Annotated in this window: 19 protein-coding genes; 15 read left to right on the forward strand and 4 right to left on the reverse strand. The window is 63.6% G+C overall.

The annotated features are described in order from the left end of the window. Positions 1–21: 21 nt before the first annotated feature. Entirely contained in the window at positions 22–936 is a 915-nt protein-coding gene (locus JAO85_RS05800) for a DMT family transporter (protein ID WP_054073898.1), read from the forward strand. Here JAO85_RS05800 and JAO85_RS05805 read toward each other — a convergent pair. Further along, positions 920–1,084, reverse strand: coding sequence for a hypothetical protein (locus JAO85_RS05805; RefSeq protein ID WP_223305621.1), 165 nt, complete (start codon positions 1,082–1,084; stop codon positions 920–922). The genes JAO85_RS05800 and JAO85_RS05805 overlap by 17 nt on opposite strands. A gap of 413 nt (positions 1,085–1,497) precedes the next feature. On the opposite strand from JAO85_RS05805, the gene JAO85_RS05810 reads away from it, so the two are divergent. From JAO85_RS05810 to JAO85_RS05820, 3 genes are all read left to right on the forward strand, one after another. Then, positions 1,498–2,817 carry an MFS transporter gene (locus JAO85_RS05810; RefSeq protein ID WP_202787672.1) on the forward strand — a complete coding sequence of 440 codons (1,320 nt, stop codon included), beginning with the start codon at positions 1,498–1,500 and terminating at the stop codon, positions 2,815–2,817. Positions 2,818–2,892: 75 nt separating this feature from the next. Next, positions 2,893–3,570 carry a DUF2848 domain-containing protein gene (locus tag JAO85_RS05815; RefSeq protein WP_202787673.1) on the forward strand — a complete coding sequence of 226 codons (678 nt, stop codon included), beginning with the start codon at positions 2,893–2,895 and terminating at the stop codon, positions 3,568–3,570. Between the two features lie 14 nt (positions 3,571–3,584). Then, positions 3,585–4,949: an amidase gene (locus JAO85_RS05820; protein ID WP_202787674.1), complete on the forward strand. Its 1,365-nt coding sequence runs from the start codon at positions 3,585–3,587 to the stop codon at positions 4,947–4,949. 162 nt (positions 4,950–5,111) lie between these two features. On the opposite strand, the gene JAO85_RS05825 is transcribed toward JAO85_RS05820, so the two are convergent. Then, a complete protein-coding gene (locus JAO85_RS05825) occupies positions 5,112–6,053 on the reverse strand; it encodes a LysR family transcriptional regulator (protein WP_046460578.1) in 942 nt (313 codons plus the stop codon). Positions 6,054–6,209: 156 nt separating this feature from the next. On the opposite strand from JAO85_RS05825, the gene cysK reads away from it, so the two are divergent. The 7 genes from cysK (at position 6,210) to JAO85_RS05860 (ending at position 16,979) form a co-directional block, all read left to right on the forward strand. Next, a complete protein-coding gene (gene cysK, locus JAO85_RS05830; RefSeq protein ID WP_012839856.1) occupies positions 6,210–7,130 on the forward strand; it encodes a cysteine synthase A in 921 nt (306 codons plus the stop codon). A gap of 247 nt (positions 7,131–7,377) precedes the next feature. Next, entirely contained in the window at positions 7,378–9,222 is a 1,845-nt protein-coding gene (locus JAO85_RS05835) for an ABC transporter ATP-binding protein (protein WP_202787675.1), read from the forward strand. A 296-nt stretch (positions 9,223–9,518) separates the two neighbouring features. Further along, positions 9,519–9,968, forward strand: a complete 450-nt coding sequence (locus tag JAO85_RS05840) for a hypothetical protein (protein WP_080692976.1) — start codon at positions 9,519–9,521, stop codon at positions 9,966–9,968. Positions 9,969–10,046: 78 nt separating this feature from the next. Beyond that, a complete protein-coding gene (locus JAO85_RS05845; RefSeq protein WP_202787676.1) occupies positions 10,047–11,114 on the forward strand; it encodes an efflux RND transporter periplasmic adaptor subunit in 1,068 nt (355 codons plus the stop codon). Continuing rightward, the gene (locus tag JAO85_RS05850) at positions 11,114–14,212 is read left to right on the forward strand and encodes an efflux RND transporter permease subunit (protein ID WP_202787677.1); all 3,099 of its coding nucleotides are present in this window, start codon (positions 11,114–11,116) and stop codon (positions 14,210–14,212) included. Before JAO85_RS05845 ends, JAO85_RS05850 begins: the two co-directional genes overlap by 1 nt. Before the next feature lie 65 nt (positions 14,213–14,277). Then, positions 14,278–15,522, forward strand: a complete 1,245-nt coding sequence (locus JAO85_RS05855; RefSeq protein WP_202787678.1) for a TolC family protein — start codon at positions 14,278–14,280, stop codon at positions 15,520–15,522. Between the two features lie 215 nt (positions 15,523–15,737). Then, a complete protein-coding gene (locus JAO85_RS05860) occupies positions 15,738–16,979 on the forward strand; it encodes a LuxR family transcriptional regulator (RefSeq protein WP_054073897.1) in 1,242 nt (413 codons plus the stop codon). A 78-nt stretch (positions 16,980–17,057) separates the two neighbouring features. Here the strand turns inward: JAO85_RS05860 and JAO85_RS05865 are convergent, their stop codons facing one another. After that, on the reverse strand, positions 17,058–18,002 hold the full coding sequence (locus JAO85_RS05865; protein ID WP_202787679.1) for a LysR family transcriptional regulator: 945 nt from the start codon (positions 18,000–18,002) through the stop codon (positions 17,058–17,060). Between the two features lie 15 nt (positions 18,003–18,017). After that, the gene (locus JAO85_RS05870; RefSeq protein ID WP_054073867.1) at positions 18,018–18,992 is read right to left on the reverse strand and encodes a quinone oxidoreductase; all 975 of its coding nucleotides are present in this window, start codon (positions 18,990–18,992) and stop codon (positions 18,018–18,020) included. A 241-nt stretch (positions 18,993–19,233) separates the two neighbouring features. Here JAO85_RS05870 and JAO85_RS05875 point away from each other — a divergent pair, with 241 nt between their 5' ends. From JAO85_RS05875 to JAO85_RS05890, 4 genes are read left to right on the forward strand one after another with little or no spacing between them, the layout of a single operon-like run. Further along, positions 19,234–19,500 carry a DUF2164 domain-containing protein gene (locus JAO85_RS05875; protein WP_003068137.1) on the forward strand — a complete coding sequence of 89 codons (267 nt, stop codon included), beginning with the start codon at positions 19,234–19,236 and terminating at the stop codon, positions 19,498–19,500. Between the two features lies 1 nt (position 19,501). Further along, positions 19,502–19,780 carry a hypothetical protein gene (locus JAO85_RS05880; RefSeq protein WP_202787680.1) on the forward strand — a complete coding sequence of 93 codons (279 nt, stop codon included), beginning with the start codon at positions 19,502–19,504 and terminating at the stop codon, positions 19,778–19,780. Positions 19,781–19,809: 29 nt separating this feature from the next. Next, on the forward strand, positions 19,810–21,054 hold the full coding sequence (gene sbcD / locus JAO85_RS05885; protein WP_202787681.1) for an exonuclease subunit SbcD: 1,245 nt from the start codon (positions 19,810–19,812) through the stop codon (positions 21,052–21,054). Next, entirely contained in the window at positions 21,051–24,482 is a 3,432-nt protein-coding gene (locus JAO85_RS05890; protein WP_202787682.1) for an SbcC/MukB-like Walker B domain-containing protein, read from the forward strand. The genes sbcD and JAO85_RS05890 overlap by 4 nt, the downstream gene beginning before the upstream one ends. Positions 24,483–24,489 lie beyond the last annotated feature (7 nt).

Genomic DNA, 24,489 nt, shown 5'->3' on the forward strand with positions numbered 1-24,489 from the left:
AAGCACCTCAAGGAGTTTCATATGGGTGCATACCTATTACCACTGGGCGCGGTGCTGATCTGGTCGGTCAACACCGTGGTCAGCAAGCTGGCCGCAGACAGCATCAGCGCGGCCGAGATCGGGTTCTTTCGCTGGCTGGTGGCGGCCGTGCTGTTCACGCCCTTCGTCCTGCCCTCGATCTGGCGCCAGCGCGCCGACATCAAGCCCCTGCTGCCACGGATCTTCGTGCTGGGCGTGCTGGGCATGGTCATCTACCAAAGCCTGGCCTATTACGCCGCCCACTTCACCACGGCCACGCATATGGGCATCATCGGCTCGCTCACGCCCATGCTGGTGCTGGCCCTGGCCGTGTTCATGCTGGGCCAGCCGCTGACGCATGGCGGCATCTGGGGCTCATTGCTGGCGATCCTGGGAGTCGCGCTTGTGGTTTCATCGGGCCGGCTCAGCCATCTGGCTTCCGAGGGCCTGAATCTGGGCGACGCCATGATGTTCCTGGCCATGCTGGCCTATGCGGTCTACAACATCCTGCTCAAGCGCTGGCCCATGCCGCGCCTGGCCACGGTGCAGCTGCTGTATCTGCAGGTGCTGGTTGCCGTGATCGTGCAATTGCCGCTCTATCTCTTCTCGCCCAAGACCGGGCTTGACGCCAGCAATCTGCCGCTGGTGGGCTATGCCGGCATCATGGCCTCCATCGCCGCGCCGCTGCTGTGGATGAAGGCGGTGCAGACGCTGGGGCCCGGGCGATCGAGCATGTTCTTCAATCTGATCCCGGTCTTCACTGCCCTGATCGCGGCATTCGCCCTGAACGAGCCCCTGGCGGCCTACCACGCCGTGGGCGGCATCATGACGATTGCCGGTCTGCTGCTGGCCGAGCTCTGGAAGGCCCCGCTACGCGCGCGGCCTGCCCTGGCCTGCGGTGCTAAAGCAGCAGATTGAGAATCGCGTAGCTCATCAGCGACAGCAGACTCACCACGAACACCAGCATGACCCAGGGGCCCCAGCGCTGCTCGCGCCAGGAAAAACCGACCAGCAGGCCTACGCAACAGACCCCCAGCAGCACCAGAATTGTGTTGAACGTGAGCAAGTGCAGTCCTCCCTCAAACAGACTTTGCCCCATTGTTCCCGATTGCAGGCCCAAGAGGAAACAGCATCTCCCCAAGGCTTGATGTGAATCAATCGCCAATCCCCGACGCCAGGCGCAGACCGGGGTTTTGAGCGGACGGCAGCGCGATCGGGCACGCATGAACCCTAGGGTTTTCCCGTGCTTTATCGGTGCACGCCTGCCTCATGCCGGTGCAAAGCCCGCACCACCTCTGCTCATAAGAATTTGCATTCAGAGCCGCTCAGAATTTCTTGTTGGACAGCCCCTCGCTGCCTTTCGATACTGCCGCCACAGGAACACCGGCCCGCGCCGCATCCCCATGTTCCAAGACACACAGGAGCGCCGGCAAAAGCGCCCCATGTGCCCGCTGCACTTTCGCATACAGGAGACTCCCCATGAGCAGCCCGGCTTCCGCCACCCACCCTCTTGCCGGCCATGCCGGTGCGCACGCGCACCCCGACATGGACGCCACCTACCGCAAGATCACCTGGCGCCTGATCCCCTTTCTGGTCTTTCTCTTTGTCCTGGCTTGGATAGACCGCGTCAACGTCGGCTTCGCCAAGCTGCAGATGCTGCAGGACCTGCAGTTCAGCGAGGCCGTCTACGGCCTGGGCGCCGGCATCTTCTTCATCGGCTACTTCCTGTTCGAAGTGCCCAGCAATCTGCTGCTGGAGAGGATCGGCGCGCGCAAGACGCTGGCGCGCATCACCATCCTCTGGGGCGTGGCCTCCATGGCCATGGCCTATGTGACCACGCCCACCATGTTCTATGTGCTGCGCTTCATCCTGGGCGTGGTCGAGGCGGGCTTCTTCCCCGGCGTGGTGCTGTATCTGACCTACTGGTTCCCGGCCCGCCACCGCGCGCGCATCAACGGCTTTTTCATGACCTCGTTCGCCATCGCCGGCGCCGTGGGCGGCCCGATCGCGGGCGCCATCATGAACGGCATGCAGGACGTGGGCCATCTGGCCAACTGGCAATGGCTGTTCATTCTTGAAGGCATTCCTTCGGTGATCGCCGGCTTCTTCGTGCTGGCCTGGCTGCCCGAGAAGCCCGAGAACGCCAAGTGGCTGAGCGCCGCCGAGCAGCGCGCCGTCACCGCCGCCGTGGCCCAGGAGAGCCAGCAGGGCCACAAGCAGCATTCCTTCGCCGACGCCTGCCGCAACTACCGCGTCTGGCTGTGCGCCGCCGTGTACTTCTGCATCGTCAGCGGCAACGCCACGATCGCCTTCTGGTCGCCGTCCATCATCAAGGAGATCGGCATCCAGAACAATCTGCAGATCGGCCTGATCTCGGCCATTCCCTTTCTCGCCGGCACGCTGGCCATGGTCTGGAACGGCATGCATTCGGACAAGACCGGCGAGCGCCGCATGCACAGCGCCATCCCCGCGCTCATCGCCGCCACAGGCCTGATCCTGACAGGCATGTTCCTGCACGACGCCGTGCTGGCCCTGTGCGCGCTGACGCTGGCCTCCGTCGGCATCCTCGCCGCCTTCCCCGTGTTCTGGTCCATTCCCTCGGCCTTTCTGGCCGGCACGGCGGCCGCAGGCGGCATCGCCCTCATCAACTCCATTGGCAACCTGGCCGGCTTTGTGGCGCCCTACATGATCGGCGCGCTCAAGACCAGCACCGGCTCGCTGTCCTCGGGGCTGTACTTCGTGGCCGCGCTGGAGTTCCTCGCCGCTTTCCTGGTCGTGCTCTTCGTCAAGAAGCAGTGACCGCCTGACGCTGCCTGCGCAGCGCCGCTGTACGGGGCCCACGGCCCCGGCCTTCCCCTTTTTGAGCTTTTCGCCATGCAACTGCAATTCACCACCCCCGAAGGCCAGACCTTGGCCCCCATCTTCGACACCCTGATCGTCGCCGGCTGGGCCGGACGCGACCATGCGGCCATCGAGCACCACATCGAGGAGCTGGCCGCGCTCGGCATTCCGCGCCCCAGCGCCGTGCCGCTGTACTACCGCATCGCCAGCAACCAGCTGAGCCAGAGCAGCACGCTGCAGGTGCTGGGCCCGGACTCCTCGGGCGAGGCCGAGGTCTTCGTCTTCAGCCATGAGGGCGAGATGTTCGTGAGCCTGGCCTCGGACCACACCGACCGCAAGCTCGAAGCCTATAGCGTGGCCTTCTCCAAGCAGGCCTGCATCAAGCCCGTGGCCACCCAGGCCTGGCGCTTTGCCGATGTGGCCGGCCACTGGGACGAGCTGATCCTGCGCTCCTGGATCGTGGAGGACGGCCGCGAAGTGCTGTACCAGGAAGGCACGCTGGCCAGCCTGCGCACGCCCCAGGACCTGATCGCGGGCTACACCGGCGGCCAGAGCCAGTTGCCCGAAGGCAGCGGCATGACCTGCGGCACCATGGCCGCCATCGGCGGCATACGCCCTGCCACGCAGTTCGCCATGGAGCTGCACGATCCGCGCAGCCAGCGCAGCATCCGCCACCGCTACCGCAGCGAGCTGCTGGACATCGTCGCCTGAACACGGAGCTACCCATGACTTCAGTCTCTCCCCGCCTGGACCAGGTCTCCGAGCGCCTGGCCCAAGGCCAGACCAGCGCCGTGCAACTGACCGAGCAGGCCCTGGAGCACGCCGCGCAAGGCGAAGGCCCGCGCGTGTTCACGCGCCTGCTGCGCGAGCAGGCCCTGGCCGAAGCCCGCGCCAGCGATGCGCTGCGCGCGGCTGGCCTGGCGCGCTCGCCCCTGGAAGGCCTGCCCATCTCGGTCAAGGATCTGTTCGACATCGCGGGCCACCCCACGCTGGGCGGCTCCAGACTGCTGGCCGATGCCGCACCCGCCACGCAAACGGCCGAAGTCGTGCAGCGCCTGCGCCGCGCGGGCGCGGTCATCGTGGGCACCACCAATATGACCGAGTTTGCCTACTCGGGCCTGGGGCTGAATCCGCACTACGGCACGCCGCGCAATCCCTGGCAGCGTGATATCGACGGCGGCCGCATTCCCGGCGGATCATCCTCGGGCGCGGCCATCTCGGTGTCCGACGGCATGGCGCTGGCCGCCATCGGCTCGGACACCGGCGGCTCGGTGCGCATTCCCTCGGCGCTGTGCGGCCTGACCGGCTTCAAGCCCACGGCGCGCCGCGTTTCCATGCAGGGCGTGCTGCCGCTGTCTGCCAACCTCGACTCCATAGGCCCGCTGGCGCCCAGCGTGCGCTGCTGCGCCGCGCTGGACGCGGTGCTGTCGGGCGAGCCGCATGGCGAGCTGCGCGCGGCCTCGCTGCAGGGCCTGCGCCTGCTGGTGCCCACGAATGTGGTGATGGACGGCATGGACGACAGCGTGGCTGCTGCCTGGCAGCGTGCGCTGTCGCTGCTGTACGCGGCCGGCGTGCAGATCACCGAGGCCGTGGTGCCGCCCTTCTCCGAGCTTGCGCAGATCAATGCCAAGGGCGGCTTCACGGCCGCCGAGGCCTGGGCCTGGCACCGCAGCCATATCGACGGCGCCGGCCGCCTGGCCGAATACGATCCGCGCGTGGGCACGCGCATTCTGCGCGGCAAGGACATCAGTGCGGCCGACTACATCGAGCTGCTGGCGCTGCGCCAGCAGTGGATTGCCCGAGTGGAGGCGCAGATGGCCGACCACGACCTGATGCTCATGCCCACGGTGCCCGTGATCGCGCCCAAGATTGCCGAGCTGCAGGCCAGCGACGAAGCCTATTTCGCGGCCAACGGGCTGATGCTGCGCAATCCCACGCTGATCAACTTCCTCGACGGCTGCGCGGTCTCCCTGCCCTGCCACCGCGCGGGCGAAGCGCCCGTGGGCCTGAGCCTGGCCGGCCTGGCCGGTCAGGACCAGCGCCTGCTGTCAGTGGCGCTGGCCGTGGAGGCTTTGCTGGCCCAGGCCTGATTGCAGAGCAAAAAAAACAGGAGCTGCTAACGCTTGACTGCAATCAATTTCAGATAGAAAACACTCTGAAATAGATAGGTATCAGGCGCTAGCAGCTCCTTTTTTATTCAGTACTGAGGCACACCCCAATGCACGGCAGGCATTGGCGCCTGCTCCTGCGCTTTATGCATCCCCCGCCAGACGGGGGCCGGGCAGCCGCGCCACGGCCTGGCCGTGGTTCAGCGCAAAGGCCGTGGCCACCTCTTCGGCGGCGCGCACCACGGTTTCGGCCAGCGGGTTCTGGTGATCGTTGCGCCAGCAGGCCACCAGCGGCAGCGAAGGAAACTCGCGATCCACGCGCAGCAGGCGCAGGCGCTGCTCGGCCAGCTCGCGCTGGATGATGGCCGGCGGCACGGCCGCCACGCCCAGACCGTCGCAGACCACGCGGATCATGGTCGCCACCGAGGCAATGCAGTTCATGTGCGGCGAGGCGCTGCCTTCGGCGCTGAACAGTTGCTCGATCACCGCATACGGCTCCGAGCCGCGCGCAAAGCTCATGATGGGAAAAGCCGCCAGCTCGGCCAGGCTCAGGGTCTCGTCGCCTATGCCCAGCTTGGGGCTGCCCACCCAGGCCATGGCGAACTCGCCCAGCGACAGATTCGCGATGGCGCCGCCGGAGACGGGCTTGGCCTGCAGCGAGACATCGAGCTGACCCTTGAGCAGCTGCTCCGACATATGGATGGTGGTGTCGCAGGCGATCTCCACCTGCAGGCGCGGATAGCGCTGCTGCAGCAGCGCGAGAAAGTCGGGGAACCAGCTGTGCACGATGGATTCGATGGCGCCGATGCGGATCACGCCCGCATAGGCCTGCTTGTCCAGCATGTCCTCGCGCATCTCGCGCATCAGCCTGAGCATGCGCTCGGCATGCACCAGGGCCTTGGCGCCGTCGGCCGTGAGCGTGACCTCGCGCACGCCGCGATCGAACAGGCGCACGCCGAACTCCTGCTCCAGCGTGGCGATGCGGCTGGAGACGGCAGCCTGTGTGGTGAACAGCCGCTCGGCCGTCATGCGGAAGTTGCGCAGCTCGGCCAGCAGCACAAAGGTTTCCAGAAACCGTAGATTCATGGGTCGATGTTAATCATCGCCCGCGGCCTTGCCCACTTTTCGGGTCATATCGATATAGCCCATTCGCAGAACGCTTGCGTGCACAATGCTCTGTGTCTGCGCAGACAGCCTGCGCTGCGATCCACTGTCCCACCATCCCTTATTCGCGGAGGTCCGATGAGAGCTGACAACATTCTGCAAACGATTGGCGACACGCCCGTCATTCACATCAACCGTCTGTTCGGCAGCAATACCAACGTCTGGATCAAGTCCGAGCGCAGCAACCCGGGCGGCTCCATCAAGGATCGTATTGCCCTGTCCATGGTGGAGGACGCCGAGAAATCCGGCGCGCTCAAACCCGGTGGCGTCATCATCGAGCCCACCAGCGGCAACACCGGCGTGGGCCTGGCCCTGGTCGCGGCCGTCAAGGGCTACAAGCTGATCCTGGTCATGCCCGAGAGCATGAGCATCGAACGCCGCCGCCTGATGCTGGCCTATGGCGCATCGTTCGATCTGACGCCCAAGGAAAAAGGCATGAAGGGCGCCATCGCCCGCGCCCAGGAACTGGCCGCCCAGACGCCCGGCGCCTGGATTCCCCAGCAGTTCGAGAACCCCGCCAACGTGGCCGTGCATGAGGCCACCACGGCCCAGGAAATCCTGCGCGACTTCCCCGACGGCATCGACGCCTTCATCACCGGCGTGGGCACGGGCGGTCACCTGTCCGGCGTGGCCAAGGTGCTCAAGGCCAAGTTTCCCAACCTCAAGGTCTATGCGGTCGAGCCCGCGGCATCGCCCGTGATCTCCGGCGGTCAGCCCGCGCCCCACCCCATCCAGGGTATCGGCGCCGGCTTTGTGCCCAAGAATCTTGACGTCAGCCTGCTCGACGGCGTGATTCAGGTGGAGGCCGAGCCCGCACGCGAATACGCGCGCCGCGCCGCTCGCGAAGAAGGCCTGCTGGTCGGCATCTCCTCGGGCGCCACACTGGCCGCCATTGCCCAGAAGCTGCCCGAGCTGCCCCCCAGCGCCAGGGTGCTGGGCTTTGCCTACGACACGGGCGAGCGCTATCTGTCGGTGGAAGGCTTTCTGCCCAACGCCTGATCGCGCCGCGCGCTTTGCTGCCACGCCGCACAAGATGCGGCGTTTTTTTCGCCGCGCAAGCCGCCGCAACAGCCCGCTATATAGCCCGCTACAGCTCGCTATAGCCCGAGCGCGCCATGCGCTCATCAGGCCCGCACCAATGGCCCATGGGACAAGCGGTCATCCCGTACGCTTGACACCAATCCAGGGCACTCCCCTACCATGGAGACAAGATATGCCACAAGCATGAACCGGGAGAATTTCCATCTTGTTCCGATTTTTTGAAAAACAGGTTCCACCTTATCCAGCACAGGAGCCCAAGGTTCCGCCCAAAGGTTTTTTTGCCTTTGTCTGGGCCTGTACCCAGGGCATGCGCGGCTGGATTGGTCTGATGACCCTCACCTCGGCACTGCTGGCCGCCTACGAAGCAGTGCTGTTCGCCATCATGGGCCGCGTGGTGGATTGGCTTGGCACGGTCTCGCCCGCCAACTTCTGGGCCGAGCAGCAAGCCACGGTGCTGGGCATCGCAGCCATCCTGCTGGGCAGCGTGGTGCTGCTGGCCCTGCACACCACCGTCATGCACCAGGTGCTGGCCATCAACTTTCCCATGCGGCTGCGCTGGGTGTTCCACAAGCTGATGCTGGGCCAGAGCATGTCCTTTTATGCGGACGAATTTGCCGGCCGCATCACCACCAAGATCATGCAGACCGCGCTGTCGGTGCGAGAAGTGGTGTTCATGGTGGTGGATGTGTTTGTGGGCGTGGGCGTCTACATGATCGGCATTCTGATTCTGGCCGCCAGCTTCGAGTGGCGGCTGATGATTCCGTTTGCACTGTGGTTCATTGCCTATGCCGCCGCCTGCTTCTACTTTGTGCCGCGCCTGGGCCAGATCGGCAAGGAGCAGGCCGATGCGCGCTCCATGATGACGGGCCGCGTCACCGATGCCTATACCAATATCGCCACCGTCAAGCTGTTTGCCCACACACGCCGCGAAGCCGAATACGCGCGCAATGCCATGGAGGCCTTCAAGGCCACGGGCTATGCGCAGATGCGTCTGGTCAGCCTGTTCGAGATCACCAACCACCTGATGATTGCCCTGCTGCTGCTGGCCAGCGGCGGCACGGCGCTGTATCTGTGGACGCAGGCTCAGGCATCTGCGGGCGTGGTGGCTGCCGTGATTGCCATGGCGCTGCGGCTGATGGGTTACTCGCACTGGGTGATGTGGCAGATGACGGGCCTGTTCGAGAACGTGGGCACCATCCAGGACGGCATCACCACGCTGACCAAGCCGCGCACCATCGTCGATGCACCCGACGCCAAGCCGCTGCAGGTCACTCGAGGAGCGATTGCCTTCGAGGATGTGAGCTTTGGCTACAAGGCTGGCGGTAAAAAGGTGCTGGACCACCTGAACCTGCACATCCGTCCCGGCGAGCGCATCGGCCTGATCGGACGCTCGGGCGCGGGCAAGTCCACGCTGGTCAACCTGCTGCTGCGCTTTCATGAGCCCCAAGGCGGGCGCATCACCATCGACGGCCAGGACATCCGCAGCGTGACGCAGGACAGCCTGCGCAGCGCAATCGGCATGGTGACGCAGGACACCTCGCTGCTGCACCGCTCCATGCGCGACAACATCCTCTATGGCCGCCCCGACGCCAGCGAAGCCGAGATGCTGGCCGCAGCCGACAAGGCCGAGGCTTCGGACTTCATCGCCACGCTGACCGACCTCAAGGGCCGCAGCGGCTATGACGCCCAGGTCGGCGAGCGCGGCATCAAGCTCTCGGGCGGCCAGCGCCAGCGCGTGGCAATTGCGCGCGTAATGCTCAAGGACGCTCCGATTTTGCTGCTCGACGAAGCCACCAGCGCTCTGGACAGCGAGGTGGAGGCCGCCATCCAGGAAAGCCTGGACTCGCTGATGGACGGCAAGACCGTGATCGCCATTGCCCACCGCCTGTCCACCATCGCCGCCATGGATCGCCTGATCGTCATGAACGAAGGCCATATCGTGGAAGAAGGCACGCACCAGCAACTGCTGCAGCGCGGCGGCATCTACGCCAAGCTCTGGGCGCACCAGAGCGGCGGCTTCCTGGCCGACCAGGACGAAGCCGTGCAATAAGCCGGCCCAGCCGGCATGACTTGCAGCGCTTGATATGCGGCTCATCAGGCTCTTTCTTGAGGGCACCAGCAATTCGAAGGGGAGCTTGGCTCCCCTTTTTTGGCTGCGCTGCAGCAGCCATGCAATGCCCGGCACGGCGCCATGCACTCGAGCCATATCCATCGCTGTAGACGCTGCTGCGGATAGCCGCCCAGCAGCGGCCAGCCGAACGGCCGGGCGTCTTGTCGGCGGAATGTCTAATCCTGATCAATAGATTGCGCTGTTACACCGAAAGTCGCAGCGCTACAATCGATCGCATGTCGCGTGCCATCCAGAGACTTTCTCTTCGGAGCGCATTGCTGCTGCTGATCATGGCGGCGCAACTGCTGATACCGCTGCTGCACGGCCACTTCGGGACTCCGAATCAATCTGGCCTGCATGTGCACACGACACCTTCCAGAATTGCTGATTCTCATTTCCATCTGTTCACTGGACACGACTCTCTCAGTGACCACGATGTCCATCAAGCTCAATCCGAGCCTTTTGAAGTTGACGTGCAGAACGCACTGCAACCACTAGATCTGCTCCCTGTCCCGTTGCTGGCCGTTATTGGCCTCACTCTGCTGACCTGGGGTCTGCGTGCCTCGCTCATGCGTTGCACTGCTGCAAGGCCCACACCGCCCCCCGAGCCGGCGTACAGGCTTTCACGCTGGCAAGGTCGCGTCATACGACCATCCCCGGCCCAAGCTCCGCCTCAGTTTTCCTGACCCCCCAAGCCTTTCACAGGCTTGCCAGCATCCATGCATACGCATGGATGCATGTCTTTTCTTTTTCCGGAGTCAGGAATGTTCTTCCACCAATGGCTGTTGGCCGGCGCACTTGCGCTGCCAGTCGCAGGCATGGCCGCCGAGGCTGTGTCTCTATCCCCTGAGCAGGCGCGTACCTTGGGCGTGCGCTTTCAGTCCATCCAGAGTTCTGACGAGCTCAATATTTCGGCTCATGCGCGTGTGGTTCTGAGACCCGATGCTCAGGCCGTTGTGGCTGCGCCTTATGCGGGGGCGCTGCCACGTGTGCTGGTCGCTGTAGGCCAGTCCGTGCGAGCGGGCCAGCCCGTGGTGACTTTCACCAGCCCTCAGCTCTATGAAGCGCGTCGCGCAGTGGCGGAAGCCGAGTCACAGTCGCGGCTGGCACAGCAATCCCTGACGCGAGACCGATTGCTCCATGAAGACGGCATCATCGCAGCCAGTCGATGGCAGTCAACACAGGCACGCGCCACAGAGGCTGCGGCCATGGCCCAAGCCCGACGCGCCGAGCTGGCTGCCAGTGGTGTGAAGCTGGCTGGGAATGAGGCGCTGTTGCTGGCAACGCGTGCAGGCATTGTGACTGAAGTAATGGTCCAACCTGGCGCGCGTGTTGATGCATCGGCACCCTTGGTGAGAGTGGCTGATCCCAAGGCGTTGGAGCTTGATTTGCTACTGGGTCGAGAGGTCCCACTGCCCGCCGCAGGTGACAGTGTGCAGGTCATCACTCGCGGCGCCGCAGGCCGTGTCGAGGGCATTGCACCAGTTGGCGACGGTAGCGCGGGGATGCGTGTGCGTGTTGCGCTGGCCAAGAGCGGGGATCTGCGCTTGGGAGAAAGTGTTACAGCCATATTGACGTTGAAAGATTCAGACACGGAAAAGGCGCAGTCGAAAGCAGGAAACCGTCTGCGCATCTCCGCCTCAGCACTGGTGTACTGGCAAGGCCAGACCGGTGTGTTCATTCGCACGGGCAAGAGCGTGCGCTTCGTCCCCTTGTCGGTGGACACCAGAGACGAAGCTACAGCCGTGGTGCGCGGAGTGCTTCCAGCAAATGCGGAGATTGCGATCGCAGGTATCGCTGCGCTCAAGAACCTGCTGTCCGGAGGTCAGTGATGCTGGCTAGGCTGATCGATTTTTCGCTACGTCAGCGGGCTCTAGTGCTACTCGCAGCCCTGGCCCTGGCACTGGCCGGCGCCTGGGCCTATGTGCATCTACCCATAGATGCGTTCCCCGACATCTCACCAACCCAGGTCAAAGTGATCCTGAAGGTGGCCGGCATGACGCCTGAAGAAGTGGAGCAGCGCGTCTCCACACCGGTAGAGCAGGAGCTACTGGGTCTGCCGCACAAGACCATCGTGCGTTCGGTTTCCAAGTACGGCATCAGCGACGTGACCGTGGACTTCTCGGAAGGCACGGACGTTTACTGGGCTCGCCAGCAGGTTTCCGAAAGGCTGGCCGGCATACAGCGCGACCTGCCTGCTACCGCAGAAGGTGGGCTGGCCCCCATCACCACGCCGTTGGGCGAGATGTTCATGTTTACGGTTGATGGCGAGAGCTACTCTCTGGCCGAACGCCGACGTGTGCTGGACTGGGTGATACGGCCGGCCTTGCGCACTGTCGCCGGCGTTGCCGACGTGAATGCCCTGGGTGGCGTGGTACGGGGCTACGAGGTGATTCCCGATCCTGCGAGGCTGCGCGCGCGTGGCGTGACCTTGGATCAGTTGCGTCAGGCACTCGACGCCAACAATCGCAACGATGGAGCAGGCCGGCTGGACCGAGGTGAGGAGCATTGGGTGGTGCGCGTGGAAGGTGGCGTGCGCGGGCTCGACGATTTGCGGGCCGTCGTGATCGTTCCGGCCAAAAACGGACAGGCCGCAGCCACGGTAGGTGATGTAGCCACGGTACGCCTGGGCGAGGCCACTCGCAACGGCGCCGTGAGTCGTGATGGCCAGGGCGAGGCCGTCCAGGGACTGGTGCTGGGACTGCGCGGCGTGGATGCTCGCAGTCTGGTCGATGCAGTGCAGGCCAGACTCGACGAACTGGAGCCGCGCCTGCCCAAAGGGATGAGCATCCAGGTGTTCTATAACCGGGGCGAACTGGTTTCGCGTGCCGCCGGCACCGTAGTGCGCGCATTGGTCGAAGCCAGCGTGCTCGTAGTCGTCATCCTTTACCTGTTCCTTGGCGGCGTGCGCGCTGCATTGGTAGTGGCGGCCACACTCCCTCTGTCCATGCTGGCCACATTCCTACTCATGCGCTACGTGGGCCTGACGGCCAATCTGATGAGCCTGGGTGGTCTGGCCATCGCCTTGGGCATGTTGGTGGATGCCTCGGTGGTGGTGGTGGAGAACATCGAGACAGCACTGGCTCACAAGCAAGAAGATGTGTCTTCGGCAAACTCCGTGGACCGCTTCAGCCTGATCCGGGATGCCGTGTCGGCAGTGTCTGCCCCCATGCTGGCAGGCGTGTCCATCATCGCCATTGTGTTCCTGCCGCTGCTGACGCTGCAAGGCCTGGAAGGCAAGCTGTTTGCGCCGGTTGCGTTGACCATCGTCCTGGCCCTAAGTGCTTCTGTACTCATTGCATTTACTGCCGTTCCGGCGCTGGCTTCACTGCTGCTGCGCTCGCACGCCAGCGATGCGCCCTGGCTGATGCGAAAGCTGTCCGGCGGCTTTGCCTGGCTACAGGCCTGGAGCCTGGCGCACCGGCGCACGGTGTTTGGCATCGCACTGGCGACGCTGGCCGGCGCGGCAGCCCTGTATCTGTCAGTGGGAAAGACCTTTATGCCAACCATGGACGAAGGCGATCTCATCGTGCAGCTGCAAAAATCTCCGTCAATTTCACTGACCGCATCGCTGGATATGGATCAGCGCGTGCAACAAGCCCTTCTCGAAGGCGTCCCGGAAATCCGCTCCATCGTGGCGCGCACGGGCTCGGACGATCTGGGGCTGGATCCCATGGGCCTCAACGAGACCGACACCTTTCTGGTGCTCAAGCCACGTGCTGAGTGGCGTGGCAGCAAGGAAGATATTGCAGATGCCATCCGCCGCGTGATGGAAGGCTTTCCGGGCCTGATCTACGGCTTTACGCAGCCCATCGAGATGCGCGTGTCCGAGATGCTGACCGGCTCGCGAGGCGACGTGGCCATCAAGATCTTCGGTACCGATCTGGCCAAGATCGATGCCGCGGCCCAGGCGATTGCTGCACGCATGCGCACCGTCTCCGGCGCCTCCGAAGTCATTGCCCCCAGCAACAGCGGCGTGCAATATCTGCAAGTCGTTCTCAATCGTGCTGCACTTGGCCAATCCGGCTTTTCCGGTGATGCCTTGCAGGCCCAGTTACGCGCATTGATTGAGGGCGATCGTATAGGCATCGTGCCCGAAGGCATGGTACGTACGCCGCTACTGCTTCGTGGCGGAACGACACTGCGGCAATCACCCGAAGGCCTGGCAAGCCTTCTTGTGACCGCCCCCGACGGGACCACTTGGCCACTCACTTCGCTAGCGACACTTTCCCCTCAGGACGGACCGGTACGTATCGACCATGAGGACGGAGCGCGCTTCGCCGTGGTTCAGGTCAATGTCGAAGGACGCGATCTCGCAAGCTTCGTAAGCGAGGCCCGGGCATCTGTGACTGCCAACCCCGCACTCAAGGATCTGCGCATTGTCTGGGGCGGCCAGTTCGAAAACCAGCAGCGCGCGGCTGCCCGCCTTGCGTTGGTCGTTCCTGTGGCGCTCTCGGCGATCTTCGTGTTGCTGGTTCTCACCTTCCGCTCAATGCGCCAGGCCTTGCTGGTCATTGCCAACATTCCGTTCGCACTAGTGGGAGGCATGGCCGCATTGCGCATAAGCGGCGAATACCTGTCGGTGCCCGCCTCTGTGGGCTTTATTGCACTGCTGGGCATTGCTGTGCTCAACGGCGTGGTGCTGGTTTCGCACTTCAACGCACTGCTGGTGTCGGGCATGGAGCTGACCCAGGCTGTACGTCAAGGCGTGCGCGACCGCCTGAGGCCTGTGCTTATGACGGCCTGCATCACGGCTCTGGGCATGGTGCCGCTGCTGCTGGCTACTGGCCCTGGCTCGGAAATTCAACGTCCGTTGGCCGTCGTCGTGGCAGGGGGATTGATCAGTTCCACGGCTCTGACCTTGCTGTTGTTACCACTGCTGTTTGAGCGCTTTGGCGTAGCACGCAGTGCTAGGGAAGTACAAAAATGAAAGCTGCAAACGCTTTTTGCAATAGAGCACACGGTAGCTCCAAATCGTATTTTCTGAGTTTGCCTATGAAAAATCGTCTGCTTCATGCCTGTGCCGCAGTTCTACTTTTTACGAGTGCAGCCCAGGCTCAGAGCTACCTGCCTTCGGAGACGGCGGTGCGCATGGCGGTAGAACAATCGCCTACTGTGCAAGCGGCCGACGCAGCACGAAGGGGTGCTCAGGCTCGAGCCGACGGTCTGCGCGTGGGCCCTCATGAAACGGTAGCCCGAGCTAGTGGTCAGCGCCGTTGGACCCATGATGGCTCCGGCCAGCGATTCACCGAAGGCCAGATTGCCATCGAGCGACCGCTACGACTCTGGGGCAAGGCAGCCGTCGACGCCGAGCTGGCCGAGACAACCCGGGCCACCGGCCTGCTGGCAGCGCAAGACGCCCGGCACGAGACTGCACGCCAATTGCTGGCCTTGTGGTTTTCGGTTCAGCGCTCTGCTCAGGCCCGGCAGGCGGCGCAAGGCAATGCCGATGCCGCCGCTGAGCTTGCAAGCATCACCGAGCGCCGTCTGCGCGCGGGCGATGCGGCCAGGCTTGAAGCCGAGCTGGCGGCCGCCGAACAGGCCCGCATGCAGGCTGCGCTGGCCGCAGCAGAGGCCGCACAGGCCTCGGCGCAGGCCGAGCTCTGCTCACGCTTTCCCGACCTCTGCCCTCTGGCCGGCATTTCAATCGACGCAAGCGCGCTGCCCGCACTCCCGAACGGATCGGAGGCTCAGCTGCGCTCGCGCTACATAGAGCACAGCCATGAGTATTTGCTGGCCCTGTCCGAGGAGACTCTTGCGCTGCACCAGGCCCGCCGCACGGATCTCGAGCGCCGCCCAGACCCCACGATCGGTGTGTTTGCCAGCAGCGAGCGTGGTGGTGCCGAGCGCATTGCAGGCCTCAGCATCAGTCTGCCACTGGGCTCCGCCCACCGGGCTTCCCAGGCTGCGGCCGCGCTGGCCGATGCCGATGCGGCGCTGTCGCGTCGCCTGGCGGTAACCAGACGCCTGGGGGCGGACTTCGATGTGCTCTGGAGTCAGCTAAATGGCAGGCGTGCTGCAACCGCGGCGCAGGTCCGAGCGGCGACGCTTCAGCGCAGTGCGACCGACCGCACAATGCGCGCCTATCGTGCCGGCGAGTCCGGCTTGGCCGAGCTCCTGGCTGCGCGCCGTGTGCTTGCCGACGCAGTGCTGGCCGAGCGCATGGCACGTATGGACACGCTGGAGAGCGATAGTCGTCTGCGCCTGGACCTGCATGAGCTCTGGGACTTTGACGATTGATGTCTCGCCAAGCAGAGCAATGCCTCCGTGTGCCGGCACCTGCGGCTGCCGGTGCTGATCGGGCCAGGACCGAGAATGTCGGCCCTGCCAATTCCTGCCGGCTCGTCCTGGCCAGCGCCGGAGCCAGGGACACTAATGACACCATGGATGAAGTCTTGCAAATCGAAGCCGAACAATCAGGCGCAGATAATGCGAGACAGCAAGAGGTCAACGCAATGAGCCCCACCTACGGCAAACTGAAACCCATGGATTACGCACAAGCCTCAATGACTTTTGCTCTCAAAGATGGCTCGATCTCCGAAGTTCAGAGCCCAGAGACAACAGAGCTGATCAGTGCGGAGCGCTTCAGCGAATTCATCAATCACCTCTACGATGCGGCTTCTTTGCCGGAGGCCTGGGTTCCCTGCCTGGAGGTGATTCGCACGCATATGCGCAGCAATTTTGCAGTGCTGATCATCCGCCAGACCGAGGGAGACAATATCGGTTTGACGATCACCGCATCCGGAGGGCTCGAGGGCTTGCTTACGCACGACGTCTACAGCGAGCACAGTCCTTTCCTTGGCATGCCCAAGGAACAATTCAAGACCATTCCCGACCTGATGTCCGAAAGCGAATGGCGCAGCAGCGTCTATTACAAGGACTGGTGCCGTGTGCACAATATCTTCCATGTGATGGCTGCCGATATCGTGACCACCGATGGCAGTGTCTACGGCCTGCGGATCACGCGCCCCGAGTCGGAGCCGGCCTTCAGCCAGCGGGATCTGGATCTGGGGCGCATGATCATGCCGCACATCCGCCGTGCACTGAATATGCATCTGGCACTGCACCATGATCGTCAGGTCATGTCGCTGTACAGCACCGTCACGGCTCGCTTGATGGTGGGTGTCGTCATCCTGGACCAGAATGGCCAAGTGCTGGAAAGCAATCCTGCGGCCAAAGGCATTCTCGATGCTCAGGATGGACTCAGGATCTCCGGTGGCATGCTGGAGGCTGAATATGCCAGCGACAACCGAAAGCTCCAGCGACTGGTCAAGGATGCCTTGCTGTCCTCCCTGGCATCCGCGTCCGTCATGACCGAAGGCATCTCGATTGCCCGTCCTTCGGGTCAGCTCAACTGGGGGCTTGTGGTCCAAAGCATTTCCTCGGGTGACAACGCAGAGGCCAAGAGCCGTCCCTGCGTCGCGGTGTTCATGCGCAACACCGATGACAAGGCCGATCCGTCAGCGCACCTGGCGCAGCAGCTGTTTCAGCTCACGTCGGCGGAGACCGCGCTGGTGATCCAGCTGACCCACGGCCTGACGCTGGAGGAAGCAGCCAAAGCGCTGGGCATTCGCCTCAATACCGCAAGAGCTCACCTGCGCTCCATCTTCTCCAAGACCGGCGCCCGCCGTCAGAGCGAGCTGGTACGCTTTTTTCTCAATAGCGCTGCCTGGCTGGGAAGCAAGAGCGGCTCCTGATCCTCGCGCGGCAACCGAGTTCCAGGCCTTGAGCGACCTGTACTCATCGCCCTGAAACAGCAGGACAGGCAGGACTCCTCAGCGGTCTGCGGGCCGCCAGGGAGCCGCCGCGAAAGCCTCCGTCACCCATTGCTTGAACGCCTTCATGGCGCCCGTGTTGTACTGCCCCGAAGGTCGTAGCAGGTAGATGCCGCCGGCTTCCCCCAATGTCCATTGCGGCAGTATGCGGACCAGCTCTCCAGCATGGATGGAGGGCATGAGGTGCCAGTCGCTCCCGGCGATGATGCCCACACCTTTGATTGCCGCATGAAGCAAGGCTTCGTTGTCGTTGCTGAGGATGGAGCCGCTGACGCGCACTGATTCGGCAACACTGGCGACCTTCTTTCCTGCCGACTGAACCAGCCGCCATTGCGGAAAGTCCAGCAAGCCGGTGTAGCCCAGGCAGTTGTGACGGACGAGATCTGCAGGCCCGTCTGGCGCTTCATGGCGCTCAAGATAGCTGGAGGATGCACACAGAAGGCGGTACTGATCGCATAGCCGCGTGGCAACCAGCCGGCTGTCCGCCAGATTGCCGATACGTATGGCGGCGTCAAAACGCTCTCCCACAATGTCCACGATGCGCTCGCTGTACTCCACTTCGAGCGCCACTTCCGGGTAGGCCAGGGAAAAATCCGCCAGCATGGGGCTGATCCACCGCCGCCCCATCGTCGCGGGCATGGACAAGCGCAGGCGCCCCCGTATTTCCTGCGCTCCCTGAGCTGCTTCCTGCTCTGCATCCCGAATCAGATGGGCAGCCTGGCGCAGCTTTTCGACAAGTCGCCAGCCTTCGTTGGTGAAATGCAGCTGGCGCGTGGTGCGCTCCACCAGGCGCACGCCCAGTCTTCGCTCGAGAGCCTGCATGCGCTTGGAGAGCACCGAAGGGTGACGCGCCAGCAATCGTCCCGCAGCGGCAAACGAACCCTGGTCTGCCAGTGCGACCAGCGTGGCGAGCTCATCCGTGTGCTGGCTGTCGAATGTCTCCATGGTGTCTGTAGCGATTCAGGGGGTGAGGATGATCGAGCCTTGCGAGCGTCCTTGCTCCAGGTCTGCATGCGCCAGGGCTGCGTCCTTGAGCGCGTAGCTTTTCCATATGCGAGGCGTGAGTATGCCGCCTGCGATGGCGTCAAGCACGTCCTGCACACGGCTCTGATACTCCTCTATCGTTGCCGTATGCGCGGCCAGAGACGGACGGGTCAGAAACAGCGAGCCCTTGGCATTGAGCACGCCGACCTCAATGGCAGGCGGCAGGCCCGATGTGGCACCAAACGACACCATCAGCCCTCTGGGTCGCAGGCAGTCCAGCGAAGCCAGGAAAGTGTCTTTTCCGATGGAGTCGTATACCACGTCCACCTTTCGTCCCTGCGTGGCCTGCATCACCTGGGATGCCAGTGTCTGCGCATCAAAGACAAACACCTGATCGCAGCCTGCCGCCTTGGCTCGTTCCACGCTGGCGGGCCTGGAGACGACGCCCAGAACCTGGGCGCCCAGATGCTTGGCCCACGCGCACATCAGCTGTCCGAGAGCCCCGGCAGCGCCATAAATCAGGACTCGGCTGTCTTGACTCACCTGGCCGGTGGTCTTGAGCAGGTACTGAGCCGTGATGCCCTTGAACAGGACCGACGCGGCGGCATCATCCGCGAGACTGTCCGGAAGCCGGATCAAACGATCAGCGGGGAACAAGCGCACACTGGCATACGCGCCCAGCGGCCCGGTTGCGTAGCCGACACGGTCCCCCGACTTCAGGCCCGACACTCCCGAGCCCACGGCTGCCACTGTTCCCGCACCCTCCAGACCCAGCCCCGAAGGCAATGCAATCGGCACCAGGCCCTTGCGCTGATTGACATCCAGAGGATTGACACCGATGGCGGTCTGCTCGAGCAGAACTTCGCCCGGCCCCGGTGACGGCAGATCCAGCTCTTCGAGCTGCATCACTTCGGGCGCACCTGAGCTGTAGATTCGAATGGCGACAGCCATGGCTTTTCCTTGGGAATGATGAAGAAACCATCGTATTCATGCCATCTGCGTGCATCAACATGAGCTCATGCACATAATAAGTGCATGTGGTGCAGCAATCACCGCATGACGCTCCGTGCTTGGCCGAAGCCATGCAGCGGACTGCCACTGTCACACCGCCAGCTGCGAGACAAGGTAGTTAGTCAGCTGAAGAAGAATCCGACGCTTGAAGCGAAAGAAAATTTACAAGAAAGCTTGATCAATGAGCATAGAACTCCCCAAACACGCGCAGCAGCAGGCCATTGCCTCCATAGAACGCTATTTCCGCGAAAACATGGACGAACCCATAGGCAATATGCAATCCGGCGCCCTGCTGAATTTCTTTCTCGCGGAAATAGGCCCCAGCATCTACAACCGTGCCGTGGCCGATGTGCAGGAAAATCTGCAGGCCAGGCTGCAGGAGCTGGACTATGAAGTCGGCAAGGAAGAATTCAGCTACTGGACGGCCAAGCGCACAGGCAAGCGCTGAAATGATTCCAGCCAGACGCCTGCAAGCAGCTCTGCGGCCAGACCAGCTGGCACCGACTGCGGCGGCGTTGGAGAAACTGGCTCATTCCCTCAGGGATGAAGGCATGAGCCAGGCCGCGCTCTACCGCCTGTTCCAGGCCGAGCATGCGCGCTCGGACCTCGATGAACAGCGCCTGGAAGCTCTGGCCGGGATCATGGATCTGATCTGGGGTGGCGGCTGGGCCAAAGGCCATGCCTTGTTCGAGCAGGAGCTGTCGCAAGAACGGCTGGACAGCGATTAAGACGGGGCCGGCTGGCATACCATCGCCGCATGCGTCTTCTCCATACCTCCGACTGGCATCTGGGCCAGCACTTCATGGGCCGCAGCCGTCAGGCCGAGCATCAGGCCCTGATCGACTGGTTGCTCACCCAGGTGCAGGCCCATGCCGTGGATGCCGTGCTGATCGCCGGCGACATCTTCGACACCGGAGCCCCGCCCAGCTATGCGCGCGAGCTGTACAACCAGCTCATCGTGCGCCTGCACGACGCAGGCGCGGCCTTGCTGATCCTGGCGGGCAATCATGACTCGGTCAGCGTGCTCGATGAAAGCCGCGAGCTGCTGACCTACCTGGGCGCCCAGGTGGTCAGCTCGACCGGCGACGAGGCCCGGCATGTCGTCACGCTGCCTCGACGTGGCACCGCGCGGGAGCCGGGCTGCATCGTCTGCGCACTGCCCTTCATCCGCCCGCGTGATGTGCAGCAAAGCCAGGCCGGACAAAGCGCACAGGACAAGCAGCAGGCACTGCAAGCCGCGATTGCATCCACCTACCAGCGCGTGTATGCCGCCGCCCTTCAAACGCAGAATGAGATACAGGCCAGCCAGGGCGAACTGCTGCCCATCATTGCCACCGGCCATCTGACCACGGTGGGTGCCAGCAGCAATGAATCGGTGCGTGAAATCTATGTAGGCGCACTGGAGGCTTTTCCGACCAATGCTTTCCCGCCAGCCTGCTATATCGCCCTTGGCCATATCCACAAGCCGCAGCTCGTCGGCGGGCTCGATCACATCCGCTACAGTGGCTCGCCCATCGCCCTGGGCTTTGACGAAGCCAGGCAGACCAAGCAGGTACAGCTGGTGGATCTCAATGCCGATGGGCTGCAGGCCGTCACCGCCCTGCCCGTGCCGATGTTCCAGCCCATGGCCTCCATCGCCGGCAGTCTGGCGCAGATGCCCGAGCTGCTGAAGTCTGCCGCCGCGCAAACCCGCAACAATCTGCCTGTCTGGCTTGAAGTCACGGTAGAGGAAGACGACTATCTCTCCGACCTCACGGCGCGCGTGCAGGCCATGGCCGAGTCGCTGCCCGTGGAGATTCTGCGCATCAAGCGCCAGCGCGGCCAGGCTGCGGCACAGCTGTCCGGCGAAGCCCGCGAGTCGCTGGATGAACTCACCCCCCTCGATGTGTTTGCGCGCCGACTGGCCCAGGAGAGCCTGGAGCCGCCACTGCAATCGGCGCTGACCGAGCGCTATCAACAGGTGCTGCACGGCCTCCACGACGAGCAAGGAGCAGCGGCATGAGAATTCTCAAACTGCGGCTGAAGAACCTGAACTCGCTCAAGGGCGAGTGGAACATCGACTTCACCGCTGCCCCCTTTGCCGACAACGGCCTGTTTGCCATCACCGGATCCACGGGCGCTGGCAAGTCCACGCTGCTCGATGCCATCTGCCTTGCGCTTTATCACCAGACGCCGCGCCTCGACAGCATCAGCGGCAGCAACGACATCATGACGCGCCACACCGGTGAGTGCGAAGCCGAGGTGGAGTTCGAAGTCAAGGGCGTGGCCTACCGCGCCTTCTGGAGCCAGCGCCGCGCGCGCGGCAAGCCGGATGCTGCCCTGCAAGCTCCCAGGGTGGAGCTGGCACTGGTGGCGGACGGCAGCATACTCACCACCCATATCAAGGACAAAACCCGGCGCATCGCCGAAATCACCGGACTGGACTTTGCGCGCTTTACCAAGTCCATGCTGCTGGCCCAGGGAGGCTTTGCCGCCTTCTTGCAGGCCACGGCCAATGAGCGCGCCGAGCTGCTCGAAGAACTGACCGGCACCGATATCTACGGTCGCATCTCGCAGTCCGTTTTCGAAAGAGCGCGCGACGCCCGCCAGGCCCTGGAAAAGCAACAGGCCCAGGCACAGGGCATGCAACTGCTGGATGCAGGCACACGCGAGCAGTTGCAGTCCCAGGCGGCACTGCTGCAGACCGGCTTGACGGATCTGCAGGCACGCCACCAGCAACTGCAAACCGTACAACGCTGGCAGGCACAGACCATGCAGGCCATGGAGGAGGTTGAGCAGGCGCGCAATGCACAAGCGAACGCCCAGCAAGCGCTGAGTGATGCAGCACAAGATTTGCTGCGCCTGCAGGCCCACGGACCTGCGCAGGCAATCCAGCCCATGCACCATCGCTGGCAGCTGGCACAAGGCCAGCAAAGCGAACAGGCCGTGCAATTGCAGCAACTGCATACCCTGCGGCTGCAAGCCCAAAGCGCGCAATGGCATCAACACCAACAGGCCCGGCAACTGGCCAGCGATCAGCTGCAGCAGTCAAGGCTGCAGCTGCAGTCTGCACAGGCCCGGCAGGCCGACTTGACGGCATGGCAGCAAGCCCATGCCAGCCGCGCCCTGCTGGGTGAAAACCTCAGCGGCTGGCGCGAGCAGCTGCAGCAAGGCCAGCAACTGCAACGGCAAACCGTCCAGACAGAAGGCCAGATGACGCAGCTGCAGAAGCTCGCCCGGCAACTGCAGCAGCAAGCAGACGCACAGACGCAGCAATCCACGCAGTCGACACGGCAAGTCTCCCAGACGCTGCAACAGCAGCAGGCCGCAGAGCAAGCCCTGCAGCAGCAGCTGACCACGCACGGCAGCCTGCCTCAGCTGCGCAGCCACTGGCAAAACGCTCAGCGCCAGCTGCATCACTGGCAGCAGTTGCAGGAACATGCCGAACTGCGCCAGCCCCTGGACGTGCAGCAGCAGCGCAATTCGCAGGCGCTGAGCTCCGTTGATTCCCGCATTCAGGAGCAGCTGGCGCAACGCGATGACTTGCGTGCGCAGTACAAGGCTCTCAAGGAAAAGGTGGCCGACAAGCAAGCCCTGCTTGACCAGGAGCGCCTCATCCAAAGCCTGCAAGAGCACCGCGCTGCGCTGCAGCCCGGAGATGCCTGCCCGCTGTGCGGGTCTCAGGATCACCCTGCCATCACCGAATACGCGGCGCTGGATGTATCAGCCACAGCCGCTGCGCTGCAGCAGGCACAGAGCGAACTCGAGTCGCTGCAGCGCCAGGGCGAACAGCTGAACACCGCGCTGGCCACTGCCCAGGGCCAGCGGCAGCAGCAGCAGGAGCAGCACCAGGCCATTGCCCAGCAGATTGAAAAATGGCTGTCACGCTGGACTGACTTGCGCGCGCAGAGCGCAGTGCCGCTGGATGAGGCGGCATGGCAGCAGCCCGAAGCACTGCGCACCGCTTGCGCTGAAGCCGGGCAGCAGATTGTGCAGCTGCAGCAGAACCTGGCCGATGCCGAAACTGCCGAACGCCAACTGCAACAGTCCAAGGACGCCTGCCAGGCGGCTCTGCAACACCAGCAGCAGATCGAGTATGCACAGGCCAGTACCCAGCAGGCTCTGCAGAACAATCTGACGCAGCAGCAGCAGACCGCTCAGGCACTGCAAGCCTTGATGCAGCAGGCCGGCGGCCTGCAAACTCGCTTGCAGCTTGCCCTGCAGACGGCAGGCTACGCATTGCCCGACAGCGCAGACACCGCAGACTGGCTGGATGCGCGTCAGCAGGAATGGCAGCAATGGCAGCGCCAGCAACAGGCAATGCAAGAGCTGACCCAGCAGATCGACCTGCTGCAACGCCAGGTCGAACAAGCCGCGCAAGATGCCGAGCACTGGCTGCAACGCAGCCAGGCCCTGCCTGACATATCCGCCGACGCCACCGCCTATACAGTGCCAGCCGCCGCCACGCTGCAGGACTGCAGAGTTCTGCTCGAGCAGACTGCGCAGCAACTGGCCACGCTGCAAGGTCAGGCAAGCCAGGCACAAGCCACGCTCGAGCAGCTGCAGCAATCGACGCAGCAGACCCAGGCCGAATGGCAGCAGGCGCTGCAGGCCAGCCCGTTTGCCGACGAAGCGCAGTACGCCGCCGCCCTGCTGCCCGATGCCGAACAGCAGCGACTGCAGGCGCTCAGCGAACAGCTGCACGGAGCAGCGCAGCGCGCCACCACCTTGCTGGCCGATGCCAGCCAGCGACTGGCCGCATTGCAGGCCCAGGCGCTCAGCGAGGAAGCGCCCGAGGCCATTACCGAGCAGCTCACGCAACTGGAGGCCGAGCGCAACCAGCAGGTCGAACAGCTGGGCGCTCACCGCGCCCGCCTCCACGATGACGACCAGCGCCGCGCAGGCCAGCAGGCCTTGCTGGCCCAGATTGCCGAGCAGGAAAAAGACTGCGACCTGTGGCAGCGGCTGGACGGTCTGATCGGCTCCGCCAGGGGCGACAAGTTCCGCAAATTTGCACAGGGGCTGACGCTGGACCATCTGCTGCATCTGGCCAACCGGCACCTGGAGCGCCTGCACGGTCGCTATCTGCTGCGGCGCAAGCCCACTGGCGAGCTGGAGCTGGACATCGTGGACGGCTGGCAGGGCGATGTGGCGCGCGACACGCGCACGCTCTCCGGCGGCGAGGCCTTTCTCGTCAGCCTGGCACTGGCGCTGGCACTGTCCGATCTGGTCAGCAGCAAGACCTCGATCGATTCGCTATTCCTGGACGAAGGCTTCGGCACGCTGGACGGCGACACGCTGGAGATCGCCCTGGCCGCGCTAGACGCACTCAACGCCAGCGGCAAGATGATTGGCGTCATCAGCCATGTGGAAGCGCTCAAGGAGCGTATTCCGGCGCAGATCCGCGTGGAAAAAGCAGCCGGAATCGGTTACTCCAGACTGGTGATCTGAAGCCTGG

It is taken from the genome of Comamonas sp. NyZ500 (assembly GCF_016772095.1).
Taxonomy (GTDB): Bacteria; Pseudomonadota; Gammaproteobacteria; order Burkholderiales; family Burkholderiaceae_C; genus Comamonas; species Comamonas thiooxydans.